Annotated in this window: 15 protein-coding genes, 1 other RNA gene and 1 pseudogene; 8 read left to right on the top strand and 9 right to left on the bottom strand. The window is 67.4% G+C overall.

Features of this window, described 5'->3' with window-relative positions:
* Positions 1-15 precede the first annotated feature (15 nt).
* The 3 genes and pseudogenes from ruvB to WS49_RS35765 all read left to right on the top strand — a co-directional run.
* Positions 16-1,083: a Holliday junction branch migration DNA helicase RuvB gene (ruvB, locus tag WS49_RS27990; RefSeq protein ID WP_059535337.1), complete on the top strand. Its 1,068-nt coding sequence runs from the start codon at positions 16-18 to the stop codon at positions 1,081-1,083.
* Between the two features lie 24 nt (positions 1,084-1,107).
* Positions 1,108-2,061, top strand: coding sequence for an oxygenase MpaB family protein (locus tag WS49_RS27985; RefSeq protein ID WP_059535335.1), 954 nt, complete (start codon positions 1,108-1,110; stop codon positions 2,059-2,061).
* Positions 2,062-2,118: 57 nt separating this feature from the next.
* Positions 2,119-2,241, top strand: a pseudogene (locus tag WS49_RS35765) (ParB/Srx family N-terminal domain-containing protein); the annotation flags it as partial.
* Positions 2,242-2,314: 73 nt separating this feature from the next.
* Here WS49_RS35765 and WS49_RS27980 read toward each other — a convergent pair.
* Genes WS49_RS27980 through tyrS form a run of 3 tightly spaced genes read right to left on the bottom strand, consistent with a single transcriptional unit; the run spans position 2,315 to position 4,697 of the window.
* Positions 2,315-2,977 carry a histidine phosphatase family protein gene (locus tag WS49_RS27980; RefSeq protein ID WP_059535333.1) on the bottom strand — a complete coding sequence of 221 codons (663 nt, stop codon included), beginning with the start codon at positions 2,975-2,977 and terminating at the stop codon, positions 2,315-2,317.
* A 23-nt stretch (positions 2,978-3,000) separates the two neighbouring features.
* Positions 3,001-3,459 (bottom strand): D-aminoacyl-tRNA deacylase, encoded by a 459-nt coding sequence (gene dtd, locus WS49_RS27975; protein ID WP_006759921.1) that lies wholly within the window; start codon positions 3,457-3,459, stop codon positions 3,001-3,003.
* Positions 3,456-4,697 (bottom strand): tyrosine--tRNA ligase, encoded by a 1,242-nt coding sequence (gene tyrS / locus WS49_RS27970; RefSeq protein WP_059535332.1) that lies wholly within the window; start codon positions 4,695-4,697, stop codon positions 3,456-3,458. Before tyrS ends, dtd begins: the two co-directional genes overlap by 4 nt.
* A gap of 142 nt (positions 4,698-4,839) precedes the next feature.
* Between tyrS and WS49_RS27965 the strand changes: the two genes are divergently transcribed.
* The gene (locus WS49_RS27965; RefSeq protein WP_059535330.1) at positions 4,840-5,988 is read left to right on the top strand and encodes an anhydro-N-acetylmuramic acid kinase; all 1,149 of its coding nucleotides are present in this window, start codon (positions 4,840-4,842) and stop codon (positions 5,986-5,988) included.
* A gap of 103 nt (positions 5,989-6,091) precedes the next feature.
* Here WS49_RS27965 and erpA read toward each other — a convergent pair whose 3' ends face one another.
* From erpA to rplM, 3 genes are all read right to left on the bottom strand, one after another.
* A complete protein-coding gene (gene erpA, locus WS49_RS27960) occupies positions 6,092-6,463 on the bottom strand; it encodes an iron-sulfur cluster insertion protein ErpA (RefSeq protein ID WP_059451991.1) in 372 nt (123 codons plus the stop codon).
* A 207-nt stretch (positions 6,464-6,670) separates the two neighbouring features.
* Positions 6,671-7,063, bottom strand: coding sequence for a 30S ribosomal protein S9 (rpsI, locus tag WS49_RS27955; RefSeq protein ID WP_011883283.1), 393 nt, complete (start codon positions 7,061-7,063; stop codon positions 6,671-6,673).
* Between the two features lie 11 nt (positions 7,064-7,074).
* Positions 7,075-7,503: a 50S ribosomal protein L13 gene (gene rplM, locus WS49_RS27950; protein WP_009687896.1), complete on the bottom strand. Its 429-nt coding sequence runs from the start codon at positions 7,501-7,503 to the stop codon at positions 7,075-7,077.
* A gap of 312 nt (positions 7,504-7,815) precedes the next feature.
* Between rplM and WS49_RS27945 the strand changes: the two genes are divergently transcribed.
* Complete coding sequence (locus WS49_RS27945; protein ID WP_059535328.1) at positions 7,816-8,121, top strand: DUF1090 family protein; 306 nt, start codon at positions 7,816-7,818, stop codon at positions 8,119-8,121.
* Positions 8,122-8,570: 449 nt separating this feature from the next.
* On the top strand, positions 8,571-9,035 hold the full coding sequence (locus WS49_RS27940; RefSeq protein WP_082721941.1) for an OsmC family protein: 465 nt from the start codon (positions 8,571-8,573) through the stop codon (positions 9,033-9,035).
* A 70-nt stretch (positions 9,036-9,105) separates the two neighbouring features.
* On the opposite strand, the gene rnpB is transcribed toward WS49_RS27940, so the two are convergent.
* From rnpB to pyrC, 3 genes are all read right to left on the bottom strand, one after another.
* Positions 9,106-9,517, bottom strand: an RNA gene (rnpB, locus tag WS49_RS27935) — RNase P RNA component class A.
* A gap of 12 nt (positions 9,518-9,529) precedes the next feature.
* Positions 9,530-10,408, bottom strand: coding sequence for a DUF3025 domain-containing protein (locus tag WS49_RS27930; RefSeq protein ID WP_059535326.1), 879 nt, complete (start codon positions 10,406-10,408; stop codon positions 9,530-9,532).
* Positions 10,405-11,469, bottom strand: coding sequence for a dihydroorotase (gene pyrC, locus WS49_RS27925; protein WP_059535324.1), 1,065 nt, complete (start codon positions 11,467-11,469; stop codon positions 10,405-10,407). Before pyrC ends, WS49_RS27930 begins: the two co-directional genes overlap by 4 nt.
* A 202-nt stretch (positions 11,470-11,671) precedes the next feature.
* Here pyrC and WS49_RS27920 point away from each other — a divergent pair, with 202 nt between their 5' ends.
* Positions 11,672-12,589 (top strand): class II glutamine amidotransferase, encoded by a 918-nt coding sequence (locus tag WS49_RS27920; protein WP_059535322.1) that lies wholly within the window; start codon positions 11,672-11,674, stop codon positions 12,587-12,589.
* 598 nt (positions 12,590-13,187) lie between these two features.
* Positions 13,188-18,422: an autotransporter outer membrane beta-barrel domain-containing protein gene (locus WS49_RS27915; RefSeq protein ID WP_059535320.1), complete on the top strand. Its 5,235-nt coding sequence runs from the start codon at positions 13,188-13,190 to the stop codon at positions 18,420-18,422.
* Positions 18,423-18,499: the final 77 nt, after the last annotated feature.

Here is an 18,499-nt window from a genome sequence, read left to right as displayed (position 1 = left end):
CGGTACAATGGCCGCATGATTGAAACCGACAAACTCGCCGCCGAGCGGATCATCGCCGCCACGCCCACCTCGTCGCACGAGGAGGTGTTCGAACGCGCGCTGCGGCCGCGCCAGCTCGACGACTACGTCGGCCAGGAAAAGGTGCGCGGCCAGCTCGAGATCTTCATCGAGGCCGCGAAGCGCCGCTCCGAGCCGCTCGACCACGTGCTGCTGTTCGGGCCGCCAGGCCTCGGCAAGACCACTCTCGCGCACATCATCGCGCGCGAAATGGGCGTGAATCTGCGCCAGACCTCGGGCCCCGTGCTCGAGCGCGCGGGCGATCTCGCCGCGCTTCTGACCAACCTCGAAGCGAACGACGTGCTGTTCATCGACGAAATCCACCGGCTGTCGCCGGTCGTCGAGGAAATCCTGTATCCGGCGCTCGAGGATTACCAGATCGACATCATGATCGGCGAAGGGCCGGCCGCGCGCAGCGTGAAGCTCGACCTGCAGCCGTTCACGCTGGTCGGCGCGACCACGCGTGCGGGGATGCTGACCAACCCGCTGCGCGATCGCTTCGGGATCGTCGCGCGCCTCGAGTTCTACGATGCCGACCAGCTGTCGCGCATCGTGCGGCGCTCGGCGTCGCTGCTGAACGCACCGATCGATCCGAACGGCGCGCTGGAAATCGCGAAGCGCTCGCGCGGCACGCCGCGGATCGCGAACCGGTTGCTGCGCCGCGTGCGCGACTATGCGGAAGTGAAGGCCGACGGCCAGATCACCGCGGCCGTGGCCGATGCCGCGCTCGCGATGCTCGACGTCGATCCGGTCGGCTTCGACCTGATGGACCGCAAGCTGCTCGAGGCGATCCTGCACAAGTTCGACGGCGGCCCGGTCGGTATCGACAACCTCGCGGCGGCGATCGGCGAGGAGCGCGACACGATCGAGGACGTGCTCGAACCATACCTGATCCAGCAGGGTTTCCTGCAGCGCACGCCGCGCGGGCGCGTCGCGACACTGCTCACATACCGCCACTTCGGGCTCTCCGCGCCCGATGCCGGCAATACCGAACGCGGAATGTGGGATACCGCCGACGGGAAGTAACCCGCCGCCCACGTCACACCTGCCATGACCACGCCGCCCAGCCCGCACCCCGCCACGCCCACGCCGGGTCCGCGCTGGGTCGAACCGATCCGCAAGCGGCTCGTGGCCGGCATCACGCACCTGACGACGGGCGGCGGCGGCCCGTCGATCGACCTGTCGTCGCCACCCGGAGATCCGGGGCTGTTCGGCCCCGACGCCGTCTGCTGGCGCGTGCATGCCGATTTCACGTCGATGATGACGGGCGGCATTGCTGCACTGCTGCTGCAGGCGCTCCATCCGCTCGCGCTGGCGGGCGTCTGGGATCACTCGTCGTTTCGCACCGACATCCTCGGCCGCTTGCGGCGCACCGCAACGTTCATCACGGGCACGACGTTCGGCAGCCGCGCGGACGCACTCGCGCTGATCGAGCGCGTAAAAGCGATCCACTCGCGCGTATCGGGTACCGCGCCCGACGGCAGGCCGTACCGAGCCGACGATCCGGCGTTGCTGACCTGGGTGCATGTCGCGGAAGTATCAAGCTTCCTCGCCGCACATTTGCGCTATGTGAATCCGTCGCTATCGGGCGAGCAGCAGGACGTCTACTACGCCGAGACGGCATTGATCGCCGAGCTGCTCGGCGCCCGGGATGTTCCCCGTTCGCGTGCGGAAGTCGCGGCCTATTTCACGCGCATGCAGCCCGAACTCGAAGCAGGGCCACGCACCTTCGACGTCATGGACATCCTGCTGAATGTGCCGATCTCTACGCCCGCGCTGCGTCCGGCCGCGTCACTGATCATGCATGCGGGCATAGACCTGCTGCCGAACTGGGCGCAGCGCATGCTCGGCGTGTCGACGTTCGCGCCGTTGCGACGCGCGGTGGTCCGGCCCGGTGTCAGGGCGGTCGCGCCCGTGCTGCGCTGGGCGCTCGTCAACGGCGCCTCGAAACGCGCACGCCGACGCGCGACGGCGACGCCGCCCGACGGTACCCCGCCCGCCTGACGATCCGTTTCTCCGGATCATTTCAATTTGCCGTGACCGTGATATTCCCGTGACCGCCGCGTCGATGCGATCGATGGCGGCAAGAAGTACTCGAAAGGAGAATTCGACAAGCTGCGCCAGTCGATCGTGGCCGACAAGCCCGGCAGGATCGCGTACGCGCTCGGCTACAGGACACGCCAGGCACCGCCGCACCCAAACCTGAAATGGAAGGCCGCCCCCGGCCGATCACGCCGGCAGCACCGGCATGATCGCATCAAAGTACCTTGCGATACCCGTCGTCGTCGCTCGCGGTATCCAGATGCGACACGTCGGCCCATTGCACGACTTGCGCACGGCCATCGACGTAATCGACGACGTTGATGCTGGTGTTGAGCAACTGATAGCTGCGCGGCGCCGAGAGGTCGAGACCGTTGGCAAAGCGATACACGCAATCGAGCACGCCGCCGTGCGCGACGCATGCGATGCGCCCGCCCGGATGCGCGGCGACGATCGGCTCGAGCGCATGCAGCACGCGATGATAGAACTCGCGCTGCGACTCGCCGCCGTCGGGCGCGAAACCCGGGTCGCGCGTCTGCCACGCGGCGTAGGCGTCCGGAAACAGCGTCTCGATCTCGGTGCTGTCATGCCCCTGGAACACGCCGTACGCACGTTCGCGCAGCCCTTCGCGCAACCGCAGCGGCAGCCCGAGCGCATCGGCAAAGGGTTGCGCGGTCTGCTGCGCGCGCATCAGGTCGCTCGAATAGATCGCGTCGATGCGCTGACCTTCATGCGCATCCCGCGCGAGCCGGACGGCCAGCCGCTGCGCCTGCGCGAGCCCCGTGTCGGCCAGCGGAATGTCGATATGGCCCTGGATGCGCTTGATGCGGTTCCAGGCCGTCTCGCCATGACGAATGAAGAGAATCTGCGTGGTGGCCATCGCGGCGCGTCTCCGGGAAAGAATCAGGGCCGCACTTGCAGCCAGAACGTCACGGGGCCGTCGTTGACGAGCGACACCTGCATGTCGGCGCCGAATTCGCCCGTCTCGACGACCGGATGACGCGCGCGCGCGGCCGCGACGAAATAGTCGAACAGGCGCGCGCCTTCGTCGGGCGGCGCGGCCGGCGTGAAGCTCGGCCGCAGCCCGCTGTTGGTATCGGCCGCGAGCGTGAACTGCGACACGAGCAGCAGGCCGCCGGCGCCGCCCGCGCCGTCGATGTTCGACACCGGCAGGTTCATCTTGCCGGCCGCGTCGCTGAACACGCGATAGCCGAGCAGCTTCGCGAGCAGCTTGTCGGCCGCAGCCTCGGTGTCGCCGCGCTCCGCGCAGACGAGCGCGAGCAGTCCTGCGCCGATCTCGCCCGTCGTGCGGTCGCCGACGCGCACGTCGGCGCGCTTCACGCGCTGGATCAGCGCGATCATGCGGTCAGCGTGACGCGCGCGAAGCGGCGCTTGCCGACCTGAACGACGAACTCGCCGGCCTCGACCTTCAGGCCCTTGTCGGACACCGTCGCACCGTCGATCTTCACGCCGCCCTGCTCGATGTTGCGCAGCGCTTCGCTCGTCGACGGCACGAGGCCCGCCTGCTTCAGCAGCTGGCCGATCGCGAGCGGCGCGCCCGCGAGCGTGACCGACGGGATGTCGTCCGGCACGCCGCCCTTCGCGCGATGATTGAAATCTTCGAGCGCACGCTCGGCGTCGGCCTGCGAATGGAAGCGCGCGACGATTTCCTGCGCGAGCAGCACCTTGAAATCGCGCGGATTGCGGCCGCCTTCGGCGTCGCGCTTGAAGCCGGCGATTTCGTCGAGGCCGCGGAACGACAGCAGCTCGAAGTAACGCCACATCAGCGTGTCCGAGATGCTCATCAGCTTGCCGAACATGTCGGTCGGCTTCTCGCTGATGCCGACATAGTTGCCCTTCGACTTCGACATCTTCTCGACGCCGTCGAGGCCTTCGAGCAGCGGCATCGTCAGAATGCACTGCTGTTCCTGGCCGTATTGCTTCTGCAGTTCGCGGCCGACGAGCAGATTGAACTTCTGGTCGGTGCCGCCGAGTTCGAGGTCGGCGTTCAGCGCGACCGAGTCGTAACCCTGCATCAGCGGGTACAGGAATTCGTGGATCGAGATCGGCACGCCGCTCTGGAAGCGCTTCGTGAAATCCTCGCGCTCGAGGATCCGCGCGACCGTGTAGCGCGACGCGAGCTTGATCATCCCGTCCGCGCCGAGCGGCATCGACCATTCGCTGTTGTAGCGAATTTCGGTCTTCGCGCGGTCGAGCACGAGCGCGGCCTGTTCGAAGTAGGTCTTCGCGTTCGATTCGATCTGTTCGCGCGTGAGCGGCGGACGCGTCGCATTGCGGCCCGACGGGTCGCCGATCAGCGACGTGAAATCGCCGATCAGGAAGATCACGGTGTGGCCGAGATCCTGCAGCTGACGCATCTTGTTCAACACGACCGTATGGCCGATGTGGATGTCGGGCGCGGTCGGATCGAGGCCGAGCTTGATGCGCAGCGGCGTGCCGGTGGCCGCGCTGCGCGCGAGCTTCTGCGCGAACTCTTCCTCGATCAGCAGTTCGTCGACGCCGCGCTTCGTGACGGCGAGCGCATGGCGGACTTCGTCGGTGATCGGGAAAACAGGCTTGGAACTGGGTTCGGTGCTCATCGGTGCCAGGAAGAATGTCGCAAAGACAGGGATTTTCCCATAACTTGCGCGTGCATCGCTTAACGATGCGTCAGGTTGCGCGGATAATCGGGCGCAAGGCGCGCGGCACCAGCCCGCGCCGCTCGATCCAGGAGAACCCAACGTGCCGCAACGACATCCGCAACCCGCCCATCCGGCCGACGGCATCTACTTCGGGCTGATGTCGGGAACCAGCATGGACGGCGTCGACGGCGTCGCCGTGCGTTTCGAGACCGGCCGCGCGCCGGTCGTGCTCGCGGAAGCCTTCGTCGGCTTCGCGCAATCGCTGCGCGACGCGCTGTTCGCGCTGCAGCAGCCCGGCGACAACGAGATCGACCGCGAATCGCTCGCGGCGAACGCGCTCGTCGCGCGCTACGCGGTGTGCTGTCACGAGTTGCAGCGCACCGCCGGCCTGTCGCGCGACGAGATCCGCGCGATCGGCGTGCACGGCCAGACGGTCCGCCACCGTCCCGAGCGCGGCTACACGCGCCAGCTCAACAATCCGGCATTGCTCGCGGAGCTGGCCCATATCGACGTGATCGCCGATTTCCGCAGCCGCGACGTCGCGGCCGGCGGCCACGGCGCGCCGCTCGCGCCTGCGTTCCACGCGACGATGTTCGGCGCGCCGGGCGAGACGCGGGTCGTCTGCAACCTCGGCGGCATCAGCAACATCACGATCCTGCCCGGTGATGGCGGCGACGTGCGCGGCTTCGACTGCGGGCCCGCGAACGCGCTGCTCGACGCATGGGCGACGCGCCACCTCGGCAAGCCGTACGACGACGGCGGCAAGTTCGCCGCGCGCGGCACGGTGCACGCGCCGCTGCTCGACGCGCTGCTCGACGAGCCCTACTTCGCCGCGCTGCCGCCGAAAAGCACCGGCCGCGACCTGTTCAATCCCGCGTGGCTCGACGCGAAGCTCGCCGCGTTCGCGCAGGTCGCGCCGGAACACGTGCAGGCCACGCTGACGGCGCTCACCGCCGTCTCGGTCGCCCGCGAAGTCGCGCAGCACGCGACGGATTGCAAAGCCGTATTCGTCTGCGGCGGCGGCGCCCGCAATCCGGTGCTGCTCGCCGCGCTCGCGGAAGCGCTGCGCGAGGCCGGCGTGCCGGCGACGGTGGAGACGACGGCCGCGCTCGGCGTGCCGCCGCAACAGGTCGAAGCGCTCGCGTTCGCGTGGCTCGCGTATCGCTTCACCGCGCGCCAGCCCGGCAACCTCGCGAGCGTGACGGGTGCCGCGGATGCGCGCGTGCTAGGCGCGCTTTATCCGCGCTGACGGAAGGCCGAAGGAAGCGGTTCGCGCCGCGCATGGGCACAAAAAAACGGGGCATGAAGCCCCGTTTTTCATTCCGGCGAACCGGACAGATTCCGTCGTGCGCTCAGACCGAGAACGACGAGCCGCACCCGCACGTGGTCGTTGCGTTCGGGTTCTTGATCACGAACTGGGCGCCGTTGAGGTCGTCCTTGTAGTCGATCTCGGCGCCGACCAGGTACTGGTAGCTCATCGAGTCGATCAGGAGCTGGACGCCGTTCTTGTTCATCACGGTGTCGTCCTCGTTGACTTCCTCGTCGAACGTGAAGCCATACTGGAAGCCCGAGCAGCCGCCGCCTTGCACGAATACGCGCAGCTTCAGGTCGGGATTGCCCTCTTCGTCGATCAGTTGCTTGACCTTGTCGGCCGCGGCGTCGGTGAAGACGAACGGTACCGGCATTTCGGTGGTCGTTGCTGCGGATTCGGTAACAGCGTTCATGCGAACTCTCCAAAAAGCTTTAGCCGCTATTGTAGGGCCGATCAGAAGATCGTGCTGATGTCCATGAAATCAATAGGTTCTTGTTGATTTCCGTAAAGGAAACGGCCCGCGGAGCCCCGCCGCGCGGGCATAAAAAAACCGCCAGCGTGAAAGCTGGCGGTTTTTCCGGCGGACGCCGCCCGGAAGCGGCGCGGCCATGAAGCGGAATTAACGCTTCGAGAACTGCTTTGCGCGACGTGCCTTGCGTAGACCAACCTTCTTACGCTCGACTTCACGTGCATCGCGCGTGACGAAGCCTGCGTTCGACAGCGACGGCTTCAGCGTCGCATCGTAGTCGATCAGCGCGCGGGTGATGCCGTGGCGCACTGCGCCTGCCTGACCCGTTTCGCCGCCGCCGTTCACGTTCACCTTGATGTCGAACGTCTGGCCGTGGTTCGTGAGTTCCAGCGGTTGACGCACGATCATCAGCGACGTTTCGCGCGAGAAGTAGTCAGCGATGGGCTTGCCGTTGACGATGATGTCGCCCTTGCCAGCCTTGATGAAGACACGTGCGACTGCGCTCTTGCGGCGGCCCGTACCGTAGTTCCAGTTACCGATCATGTGGGCTCCCCTTAGATCTCGAGCGCTTTCGGCTGTTGAGCCGAGTGCGGATGCGTCGCTTCAGCGTAGACCTTCAGCTTCTTGATCATCGCGTAGCCGAGCGGGCCCTTCGGCAGCATGCCCTTGACCGCCTTCTCGAGCGCACGGCCCGGGAAGCGTTCTTGCATCTTGCCGAACGTCGTTTCATAGATACCGCCCGGGTAGCCCGAGTGACGGTAGTACTTCTTGTCCAGAGTCTTGTTGCCCGTGACCTTCAACTTGCTTGCGTTGATGATGATGATGAAATCACCAGTGTCGACGTGCGGGGTGAACTCAGGCTTGTGCTTGCCGCGCAGACGGCGTGCCACTTCGCTGGCAACACGGCCGAGAACCTTATCCGTCGCGTCAATCACGTACCATTCGCGCGTCACCTCATGGGCTTTTGCGGAAAACGTCTTCATGATCGATCCAAAAAAAATGCTTTGCCCGATGTGTTCTTCCTGCTTGTCTGTGTGCGCTTCGAGGCGCGGTGCAGGCTCTCCCTGTTCTTTTTCCGTGGGCATGAATGCGGAAAAGCCCTGAATTATAAAGGAAATACGGCAGCGCGGTCAAAAAGAATCCACGTCCCGTGCCGGCGGCGCCCGAAATGGGCCAAAATCCGGTCGTGCCCCGATATGCCAGGCGAACCGAGCGCCCGGGGAGGCACCCATCGACGCGCGGCACCTGACCTTGCCGCGCCAGACCGGCCGACAACGGAAAAACAACAAACAAGCATGATGAAACAAGGACTTACGCCCCTTCTCGCGGCCGCATTGCTGGCCGCCGCGGCGCCCGCCGTCGCCGCCCGGGCCGGCTGCGAGGCCAAGCTCGACGCACTCGACGCTCGTATCGCCGACGCCCGCGGCGCCCATGCCGAAGATCGCATCGCCCGCCTGCGCGCGGTACGCGAACGCGTACGCCATTTCTGCGCGCGCGGTCATGGCCACGCATCGGCCGCGCAGGTTTCGCCCCCTGCCGCCGGCTCGACCGACACGCCAACCGGCGCGGCATCGCACGCGGCCGCACGACAGCCCGCGTAAACGGAGTCAAAGACAGGGAGTCAACGACCGACATCGAAGCGCGCAAACTGCGCGTCGATGCTTGCATGGGACGAAAAAAAGCCCGAACCGCTGGTTCGGGCTTAATCCACCTTAGGAGGAGGGTGGAGGAGACATGCGGAGGTTGCCGCAGCGCGACAACCAATGAGGCTCATTATACGAATGCGCCGGCGACTTCACAAGAAAATTTGCATTACGAAATCCGCAACCATAATGCGGAATGTGATGGATTTCGCCGCCATATCGCGTTTTCTCTTTTGAAATCAATCGATTGGGAAACAAGGACGCAACCGGAAGTCCACCACATCTAGAACAAAACCCCTAAAGCGGGCAGGGAAATCGACGTTCGGCGCGCCGCCAGGCGCCGCGTGCGGCGGCGCGACGTTGCGCGTCGTGCAGCGCGTCAGCCGACCGTTGCACTGCGGGCTACAATGCATGATCGAATTCGAATCAGGCAACGCTGGAGTGCAAGCATGGAATGCAAAGTAAGCTGGATGGGTCAGGACGGCATGGCGTTTTCCGCTCAGACCGGAAGCGGGCACCTCGTCGCGATGGACGGCGCACCGGAAGGCGGTGGCCATAATCTCGCGCCGCGCCCGATGGAAATGGTGTTGGTCGGCACCGGCGGCTGCACCGCGTACGACGTCGTGCTGATCCTGAAGAAGAGCCGCCAGGAAGTCACCGGCTGCTCGGTCACGCTGAAGGCCGAACGCGCGAGCGAAGATCCGAAGGTGTTCACGAAGGTCCACTTCCACTTCACCGTCACGGGCCGCAACCTGAACCCGGCCACGGTCGAGCGCGCGATCAACCTGTCGCACGACAAGTACTGCTCCGCGTCGATCATGATCGCGAAGACGGCCGAGCTCACGCATTCGTTCGACATCGTCGCGGCCTGAACGCCTAGCAGCCACGCATGAAAAAAAGGGCCGGCGCTCCTGACGGAGCGCCGGCCCTTTCGCATTCGAGCGGCAAAGCAGGCCGATAAGCCGGATTCTGTGCACGCTGCACGCCGAAGCGCACGGCGCGTGGCAGCCATTCCTCTAGGCGCGCCATTGCTGACGCGCTCAAGCTTCCTACCCGCAGACGAGACGGGGGCACCGTCCTGCATCCGAAAATGCGCGCCTGCCTACTTGGAATTGCTCCGGGTGGAGGTTACCGTGCCGGCGGACGTCGCCGTCGCCGCGGTGCGCTCTTACCGCACCGTTTCACCCTTACCTGATCCCGGCTTGCGCCGGGCCATCGGCGGTTTGCTTTCTGTTGCCCTGTTCCGCGTGTCGCCACGGATGGCCGTTAGCCATCACCCTGCCCTGTGGAGTCCGGACTTTCCTCGCCCTCGCCTGCCCGAAGGCGGCGAGGCCGCGACTGCCTGGCCTGCTTTGCGACGCGCATTCTAGCACTGCGCGCCGCCGCCGGCAGCGCGCGACCGGCGGCCGCTGCGGAAAACCGCCGGATCGTCGTAAAACGCGGGCACGGCATTCGCGTCACACCAGCCCGGCACGCCGAGCACCGGGAGCGGCGCGAAATCGCGGCTCGTCAGGTCACGGGTCGCGAGTTCGCCGGCGATCCGCTCATCGACGTGCGCGGCACGCTGCGCGTCGGGCCACGAGAAATAGTCGTCACTCACTTCGACGATCCACGTGTGCGCGGTGCAGGACTTGTACGGCACGACGAGCTTCTCGAGCAGCGCATGGCCGACGAGCCGCGCCTCGCAGCGCGTGCCCCACGCGTCGCGCGCCGCCACCAGCAGTTGCTGCCAGTTGAAGCCGCGCAGCGCGTCGGCGAGCGCGCGGTCGGCCGTCACGAACAGCGCGGCGTTCTCGTCGAACAGCGTGAGCGCATCGCGCAGCGTGCCGCGCACGGGACCGACGCCGCCCGCGGCGTCGATCGCCGCGGCCTGGCGTGCGTTCAGCGCGGCCTTGGTGCGCGGATACGCGAACCAGACGAGCGCATTGAAGAAGTCGTGAAGATTGTGGCGGGTCGGGACGCCGCCCGTGTCGGCGATATGCGTTTCGTATGCGATGCCTGGCGGCAGCTCCGCCTGGGGCACGAAGCGCAGCGGCCGGCCTCGGCCGCTCGCCCGCGTACCGCCGCGCAGCGCGCCGTTCAACGCATCGAGCAGCGCGGTCTCGCCCGTGAGCGCCGCCGCCTGCAGCACACGACCGGGGGCCGCGTAAGGCGCGAGCCACGGCGCCGACCAGTCGATCTGCGCGAATACCGCCGCCCCGCCGCCGGCCGTCAGGCCGGCCCCGCGCGGCGGCGTGCCGGTCACGCGAATTTCCAGCCGATCGTTTCGCCGGCGCGCAGCGGGACGACCGGCGTATCGCCCGCGAAGACCTCGCGCGGCAGTTCCCAGGTCTCGCGGCGCAGCGTGATCGTCTCGGTGCTGCGCGGCAGCCCGTAGAAGTCGGCGCCGAAGCGGCTCGCGAAATTCTCCAGCTTGTCGAGTGCGCCGGCCTGGTCGAACGCTTCCGCATACAGCTCGAGCGCGTGCAGCGCCGTGTAGCAGCCCGCGCACCCGCACGCGGTTTCCTTCGCGCCGCGCGCGTGCGGCGCGCTGTCGGTACCGAGGAAGAAGCGCGGGTTGCCCGACGTCGCAGCTTCGACGAGCGCGACGCGGTGCGTTTCGCGCTTCAGCACCGGCAGGCAGTAGTAATGCGGGCGAATCCCGCCGACGAACAGCGCGTTGCGGCTGTACAGCATGTGCTGCGGCGTGATCGTCGCGCCGAGCAGGCCCGGCGCCGCGTCGGCGTCGCGCACGTAGTCGGCCGCGTCCTTCGTCGTGATGTGCTCGAACACGACCTTCAGGCCGGGGAAATCGCGGCGCAGCGGCGTCATCACGCGGTCGATGAACACCTTCTCGCGATCGAACATGTCGATCGCCGGATCGGTCACCTCGCCGTGCACGAGCAGCGGCATGCCGGTTTCCTGCATGACCTCGAGCGTCTTCGCACACTTCGCGAGATCGCTGACGCCGTGATCGGAGTTCGTCGTCGCGCCGGCCGGATACAGCTTCACGCCGTGCACGAAGCCGCTGTCGCGCGCGCGGCGGATTTCGTCGGGCGCCGTGTTGTCGGTCAGGTACAGCGTCATCAGCGGCTCGAACGCCATGCCCGTCGGCAGCGCGGCCAGGATTCGCTCGCGATAGGCCTGCGCCTGCGCGGTGGTCGTGACGGGCGGCTTCAGGTTCGGCATGACGATCGCGCGGGCGAACTGGCGCGCCGTGTGCGGCAGCACCGCGGCCAGCATGTCGCCGTCGCGCAGGTGCAGGTGCAGGTCGTCGGGACGGGCGAGCGTGAGCGTCGCCGGAGAGGAAGCGTTCGAGGCAGTCATAGGAGGCGTCGTGAGGAACGGGCTGGCCATCTGCGGGGCCGGAACGCGCGTGCGCGGGCCGACTGACGGCAAACCGCAACACGAGGCCTTCGGCCGGCGGAATCCGCTTTTTACCGCTCAAGGCTCGGTGATATGCTAGAAGCCACATTGTACCGGGGTTCACCCGGTTGGTTACCCCGCTTCCGCCCCCGCCCCAAGTAAAATGTGCCAACTCCTAGGAATGAACTGCGCCGCGCCGACGGACGTCACATTCTCCTTCACAGGTTTCGCGGCCCGGGGCGGCCTCACCGATCACCATGCCGACGGCTGGGGGATCGCGTTCTTCGAGGACAAGGCGTGTCGCCTGTTCATCGACCAGCAGGCGTCGGCCACGTCGCCGATCGCCGAAATGGTGAAGCGTTACCCGATCAAATCCAAGAACACGATCGCGCACATCCGCAAGGCCACGCAGGGCCACATCCTGCTCGAGAACAGCCATCCGTTCATGCGCGAGCTGTGGGGGCGGCACTGGATCTTCGCGCATAACGGCGATCTGCAGGACTACGAACCCGATCTCGACGGCAGCGTCTACCATCCGGTCGGCACGACCGACAGCGAGAAGGCGTTCTGCGTGCTGATGCAGGGGCTGCGCGAAGCGTTCCCCGGCGCGCAGCCGCCGTTGCCGGAGCTGTTCGAGCGCGTCGGCGAGCTGACGCGCGGCATCACCGATCACGGCGTGTTCAACTTCCTGATGTCGAACGGCCAGGCGCTCTTCGCGCACTGCTCGACGCGGCTGCACTACCTCGTGCGGCGCTGGCCGTTCTCGACCGCGCATCTGGTCGACGAAGACCTGTCGATCGACTTCGCGAAATACACGACGCCCGAGGATCGCGTCGCGGTGATCGCCACGCAGCCGTTGACCGACAACGAAATCTGGACCTCGTTCGAACCGGGCGAGTTGATCATGTTCCAGTGCGGCGACGTCGCCGCGCGGATGCAGATCCCGGTACCCGAACGCGTGCTCGAGAAGCTGCGCAACCCGGCGCTCGACGCATCGGCGTCCGCGCCGTGCGGCGGTGTGCGGCGCGAGGCGCTGGCAGCCGGCACCGCGGACGACGCCGACGACCCGATCGACTTCTGAGTGCGCCGCGCCGTCCGGCGCCCGCCTTTCCCGCCTTCCGCGTGTGTGCGAACGTCACGGCCCGGCGATCGCCGGCAGTGAAAGTCCGCGCCCGATGACGTTACACGTTTCCTTCAGATCGCCATTAGATACACGCGATCGACGACATACAACATTCGCTTTTATTTTATTAATTTTCGAGTAAAAATAATTCATCGACGAAAAAACAAAACAAGAGCGAATCGAAAACGGATAATCCGGAAACCATAGAATAAAACATAAACAAAATACCGACCGTGCGTTATCCCACCGACCGGACGATTCCGACCAGCCTGTAGAAAAACCCGCCAAACCCTTCCCCACCAAGGCTTTCAGTTCGATTAACCACACAATTCAGAAATACCACCCCATACCGTTACCATCCCTACATATCTTGATTTTCCGACAATCGACCGCCCCGTCGATTAGTAGACTCGCTCCATCTTCGGCGTAACGCATCCTGATTGGCACTCGACGCAGCCCCGGCTGCCGCACGCCCATTCGAAATACACGTCACCGTGGAATGCGCATTCGCCGCATACGGCGAATACCAGTTCAAATAAAGAGAGAGGGGCTTGTCGTGAATCACTCATTTCGATCGATATGGAGCGAGGCCGCCGGCTGCTGGGTCGCGGTTGCGGAAACGGCCCGGGCGCGCGGCAAGCGTTCGGGCAGCCAATCGGCCGCAAGCCGCCGTGCCGGCCGCACGGCCATCCGCCGCTCGCCGTTGCGCGTCGCCGCGCTCGGTGCCGCGCTGGCCGCGCTGTCGGCCGGCTCCGCGTACGCATCGACCTGCGGTAACGGTTCGGCGGTCGCAAGCGGCAGCAGTTGCGCGCTCGGCAGCGTCAGCCCGACCGTCAACGACAACGGGGCCGGCGCCACGACCGTGTCGGGCGGCGACACGGTCGGCGTGACGGGTGCATGGACGGGCGCCGCCGGCGACCCCGGCTATACGCTCACGCCGATCGGCAATACGTCCATCGTGTCGGGCAACCCGAACCAGCCGCTGCTGTCGCTCGGCGGCAAGACGCAGAGCGTCAGCACGCCCGACACGATCACGGGCACCCATACGTCGATCGCCACGTACAACTCGTCCGCGTTCGCCGCGTCGACGGCCGGCTCGACCAACGTGCCCGTCTACCATGACGTGAACGGCAACCAGTACGTGAACCTGCGGATCGGCACCGTCGACAACACCGGCGGCACGCTGAACGTGTCGATCGGCAACCCCGCGAACGCGCCCGACGCGGCCGGCAACGCGATCTCGATCGCGCCGAAGCAGACCGACCTGACCTTCGCAGACGGCACCGGCTCTGCAAAAAGCGTCGTAAACTGGAATTCGCGCAACCAGATCTGGCTCGGCACCGGCGACTATCTCGCGAGCGGCGGTGCCGTCGGCAATCTCCAGCTCGACGTCCCGGCCTACGCGGGCACCTTCACCGCATTCGACGGCAGCACATGGACCGTCACCGACGCGGCGTCGCTCGCCGCGTACAACGACTTCCTGGCGCGCTCGGTCCGGAGCGGCGCGCTCGGCTCGCAGGCTGCCTACGACACGGCGTTCGGCCAGGCCGTCACGTTCTCGAAGGAAACCTTCCAGTATGCGAACAACGTGTCCGCCGGCGACAAGAACACGCTGCCGATCGATCACCTGTCGGCCATGCACGGCACCGGCGCGAACGCGACGCTGCAGATCGGCAAGGACGGCCAGATCGACTTCCGCGGCACCAATACGATTGTGTCGAGTTCGGCCGTCCTCGCGGAAAACGGCGCGCACTTCGTCAACGACGGCCGCCTGTCGGGCGACTTCACGCTGGTGCGCCTGCTGAGCGGCGCGAGCGGCGTCAACAACGGCACGATCTCGTCCGGCTACGCGTCCGGCGACAATTTCGACACGAGCGGCAGCGCGCCGCCCGACAACTTCGGCTTCCACGCGTACACCGAGGGCAACGGCGTGTACGCAAGCGGCACGGGCACCTCGTTCGTCAACAACGGCGTGATGAACGTCGGCGCATGGACGCTCGACGGCAACCGCCCCGACCTGAAGAACTACGCGGTGGCCGTGACGAGCGGTGCGAACGCGTCGAACGCCGGCACGATCAACGTCGGCGTCAACGCGACGACGCTCGACAGCCAGGTGATCGGCGGCCTCGCGGCCGGCGGCACCTTCACGAACGCGGCCGGCGGCACGATCTATCTCGGCCGCGCGGCCCAGTACGGGCCCGGGGCAGCGGCGAACGACGTCGCGCTGTCCGCGCATTCCTACGGGATCCTGCTCGGCGCATCGGGCACCGCCAGCAACCTCGGCTCGATCATGATCGGCTCGCAGACGCAAAACGGCGCCGGGATGGCGAGCATCGACTCGACGTCCGGCACACTGCGCAACGCGGGCACGATCGTCGTGAACGGCGCGGCACCCGGCACGCCGTTCGCCAACGTCGGCATGCTCGCGGCCAATACGGCCGCGACCGTGACCAACACGGGCACGATCACGCTGAATGGCGTGAACGGCATCGGCATCATGGTGGTCGGCACCGGTGCGACCGCGACGGCCGCGACGTCGACCGGCACGATCAACGTGGCCGGCGGGCTCGATCCGGCGTCGGACACGCGCAACTACGGCGTGTGGGCCGAAGGGCCGCGCGCGAAGGCCACGGTCGACGGCGCGCTCAACCTGACCGGCAACGGCGCGATCGGCGTCCATGCACGCTCGGGCGCGACGATCAACGTCGACGCCAACGCCGTGCCGGCCTTCATGTCGGGCACGAACCAGACCGGCTTCTACGCATACGGCGCCGGCTCGAAGATCAATGTCGCCGCGCAGCATCTGAGCGTCGATACCGACGATTCGACGCTGTTCCGCATCGCGGGCGGCGCGGCCTACACGGGCGCGTCGGCGGCCGGCACGCTGACGACCGACGTGAACGGCCAGCGCGCGCGCGGCGTGCTCGCGACGGGCGCCGGCACGACGCTGTCCACCGGCCACGCCACCTACAACGTCAACGGCGCGAACGGCATCGCGGTCGCGGTCGAAGGCGGTGCGAAGGGCACGATCGACTCGGGCGCGACCATCGACCTGAATGCGGCCGGCGCGATCGCGGGCACCGTCGACGGCCAGGCACACGCGCTCAGCGGCGCGAACGCCGGTACGCCGGTGGCGACGACGCTGACCAACAACGCGGCGGTCGCGTCGTCGACGGGCGGCGTGACCGGCTTCGTCGCGCAAAACCTCGGCACGCTCGAGAACCGCAATACGGTGCTGCTGACCGGCGCCGGCTCGACAGGGGTCGTGGCCGGCACGCTCGGCACGGTGAACAACGCATCGGCGATCCGCGTATCGAACGGCACCGGCGCGCTCGTGCAGGGCGCGTCGGCCACGCTCGCCAACGCGGGCACGATCGAGGCGGACGACGGCATCGCCGGCGTGCACCTGACGGGGTCCGGCGCGTCGGTCGCGCTGTCGGGCGCGGGCACCGTCGTCGCGAACGGCAGCGCCGACGGCGTGCTGATCGACTCGACCGTGTCGGGCGGCGGGATCGCGGCCGGCGCGACGTCGATCGCGGTGGGCGGCGCCGGCAAGGGCATCGACAACCTCGGCGCGAACACGACGATCGTGCTGTCGGGCACGCAGATCGGCACGACCGGCAACGGCGCCGACGGACTGTCGTCGACCGGCGCCGGCGCGCGCATCGCGACCGATGCGGCGACCGTCGTGCGCACCGCCGGCGACGACGCGCGCGGCCTCTTCGTGACGGGCGCGGATTCGACGCTCGCCGCCGACGGTACGACCGTCGCGACGACGGGTGCCGGCGCGCACGCGATCGTCGCGGGCAGCGGCGCGACCGCCCTGCTGTCGGGCGCGAAGGTGTCCACGGCGGGCACGGCGGCCGACGGCCTCGTCGCACGGAACGGCGGCCGCATCGGCGACACGGGTTCGTCGATCGCGAGCGCGGCCGGCAACGGCGCGACGGTCGACGGCGGCGGCGTGCTCGCGCTGACCGGCACGACGCTCAAGGGCGCGACGGCCGGCGTGCTGAGCACCGACACGCTCGCGACCGGCGCGACCAGCGCCGTGCTCGTCGACGGCGGCAGCGTCGCGTCCGTCGCCGGGCCGGCGTTCGCCGCGCGCGGCGGCACGGTCGACATCGCGGTGCGCAACGGCACCGTCGTGACGGCCGGCAACGGCACGCTGCTGGACCTCGCGAACGGCAGCACCGCGACCTTCAACGCATCGGCCGTGAATCTCGCCGGCGACATCGTGTCGGACGCGTCGAGCACCGGCAACGTGTTCCTGACGAACGGCACGACCCTCACCGGCAAGATCGACCCGGTCGCGCTGACCGTCGACGGCACGAGCACGTGGCACATGACCGGCAGCTCCGTGCTGAGCAGCCTGAACAACGCGGGCCTGGTCGCATTCGCCGCGCCGTCCGGCGCGCCGACGGCGGCAGGCAGCTACCGGACCCTGACGACAGGCAGTTATGTCGGCAACGGCGGCACGATCGCGCTGAACACCTATCTCGGCGCCGATGCGTCGCCGACCGACCGGCTGATCGTGAACGGCGGCACCGCGACGGGCACGACGGGGCTGAAGGTCGCGAACACGGCCGGCACCGGCGCGCAGACGACGGGCGACGGTATTCCGGTGGTCGTCACGACCAACGGCGGCACGACCTCCGCATCGGCGTTCCATCTCGCGGGCCCGGTGCAGGCAGGCGCATACGAATATCGGCTCTACCGCGGCGGCCAGGGCGATGCGAACGGCTGGTATCTGCGCTCGCAACTCGACCCGACGGACCCGGGCGATCCGGTCGGTCCGAACGTCATCGACGGCGGCGGCAATCTCGCGTACCGTCCGGGCGTTGCAGGCTATGCGATGACGCCGCTGCTGAACGCGGATTACGGCTTCTCGACGCTCGGCAAGCTGCACGAGCGCGTCGGCGACATCTACAACCTCGAGAAGCAGGCGCCGGGCAACCGCGACGGCGTCTGGGGCCGCGTGGGCGGACAGAGCCTCGATGCGAACGCGGGCCGCTTCGCGGCCGACGAGCGTACGTTCTTCGCGCAGTTCGGCAAGGACTGGACGCTCGACCAGGCGCCGGCCGGCGGCAGCACGCATGCGGGCGTGACGGCGAGCATCGGCGTCGCGAACGCGAGCTTCAGCGACATGGCGCGCGCCGGCACGGCGGGCCTGTCGACGTCGACGGGCTCGGTCGAGATGCATGCGCAGAGCATCGGCGGCTACTGGACGCGCTACCTGTCCGACGGCACCTACTTCGACAGCGTCGGCCAGGTCACGCACTACGGCAACCGCTATCGCGACAGCTACGGCAACGAGGCATCGCAGAACGGCTTCGGCATCGCACTGTCGCAGGAGGTCGGCAAGCCGTTCGGGATCGGCGGCACGCCGATCGCGGTCGAGCCGCAGGCGCAGCTGATGTACCAGTACCTGAAGCTGAACGGGTTCAACGACAACGTGTCGGCCGTGTCGGGCACGACGACCAGTGCGTTGCGCGGACGCGTCGGCGTGCGCATCTTCCGGCCGAACCTCGATGCGAACGCGGGCGGCGGCGCCGCGACGCCGTATTTCACGGCCGACGTGCTGCACGACTTCCTGTCGCCGGGCCAGACCGTCGTCGGCGGCACGCCGTTCGCGACGCACCTGGGCCGCACGTGGTACGAGCTCGGCCTTGGCGTGACCGCGGGCTTCGGCAAGTCGGGCGAGTTGTACGCGAACGTGAAATATGCGCGCAACATCGGCGGCGATTACCGGCGCGGCGTCACCGGGCAGGTCGGTTACCGCTACAGCTGGTGACGCCCGCTGCCGGAATCCGTCCGTCGCCGGCGGCGACCGACGGGCAACCGGCGAAAAAAAACCGCCCGGCGTTCGGC

This window comes from Burkholderia sp. RF7-non_BP4 (assembly GCF_001521935.1).
Lineage (GTDB): Bacteria > Pseudomonadota > Gammaproteobacteria > Burkholderiales > Burkholderiaceae > Burkholderia > Burkholderia diffusa.
Note: the sequence above shows the minus strand (reverse complement) of the source record. Positions and strands in the feature narration are given on the sequence as shown.

Excerpts from the sequence above, each read along its gene's own strand:
- WS49_RS27945 (WP_059535328.1), top strand. The coding sequence starts at position 7,816 with ATGATGAAACAAGGACTTACGCCCCTTCTCGCGGCCGCATTGCTGGCC.
- tyrS (WP_059535332.1), bottom strand. The coding sequence starts at position 4,697 with ATGAGCACCGAACCCAGTTCCAAGCCTGTTTTCCCGATCACCGACGAA.
- WS49_RS27920 (WP_059535322.1), top strand. The coding sequence starts at position 11,672 with ATGTGCCAACTCCTAGGAATGAACTGCGCCGCGCCGACGGACGTCACA.
- erpA (WP_059451991.1), bottom strand. The coding sequence starts at position 6,463 with ATGAACGCTGTTACCGAATCCGCAGCAACGACCACCGAAATGCCGGTA.
- WS49_RS27985 (WP_059535335.1), top strand. The coding sequence starts at position 1,108 with ATGACCACGCCGCCCAGCCCGCACCCCGCCACGCCCACGCCGGGTCCG.
- rplM (WP_009687896.1), bottom strand. The coding sequence starts at position 7,503 with ATGAAGACGTTTTCCGCAAAAGCCCATGAGGTGACGCGCGAATGGTAC.
- pyrC (WP_059535324.1), bottom strand. The coding sequence starts at position 11,469 with ATGACTGCCTCGAACGCTTCCTCTCCGGCGACGCTCACGCTCGCCCGT.
- rpsI (WP_011883283.1), bottom strand. The coding sequence starts at position 7,063 with ATGATCGGTAACTGGAACTACGGTACGGGCCGCCGCAAGAGCGCAGTC.
- WS49_RS27940 (WP_082721941.1), top strand. The coding sequence starts at position 8,571 with ATGCATGATCGAATTCGAATCAGGCAACGCTGGAGTGCAAGCATGGAA.
- dtd (WP_006759921.1), bottom strand. The coding sequence starts at position 3,459 with ATGATCGCGCTGATCCAGCGCGTGAAGCGCGCCGACGTGCGCGTCGGC.
- ruvB (WP_059535337.1), top strand. The coding sequence starts at position 16 with ATGATTGAAACCGACAAACTCGCCGCCGAGCGGATCATCGCCGCCACG.
- WS49_RS27980 (WP_059535333.1), bottom strand. The coding sequence starts at position 2,977 with ATGGCCACCACGCAGATTCTCTTCATTCGTCATGGCGAGACGGCCTGG.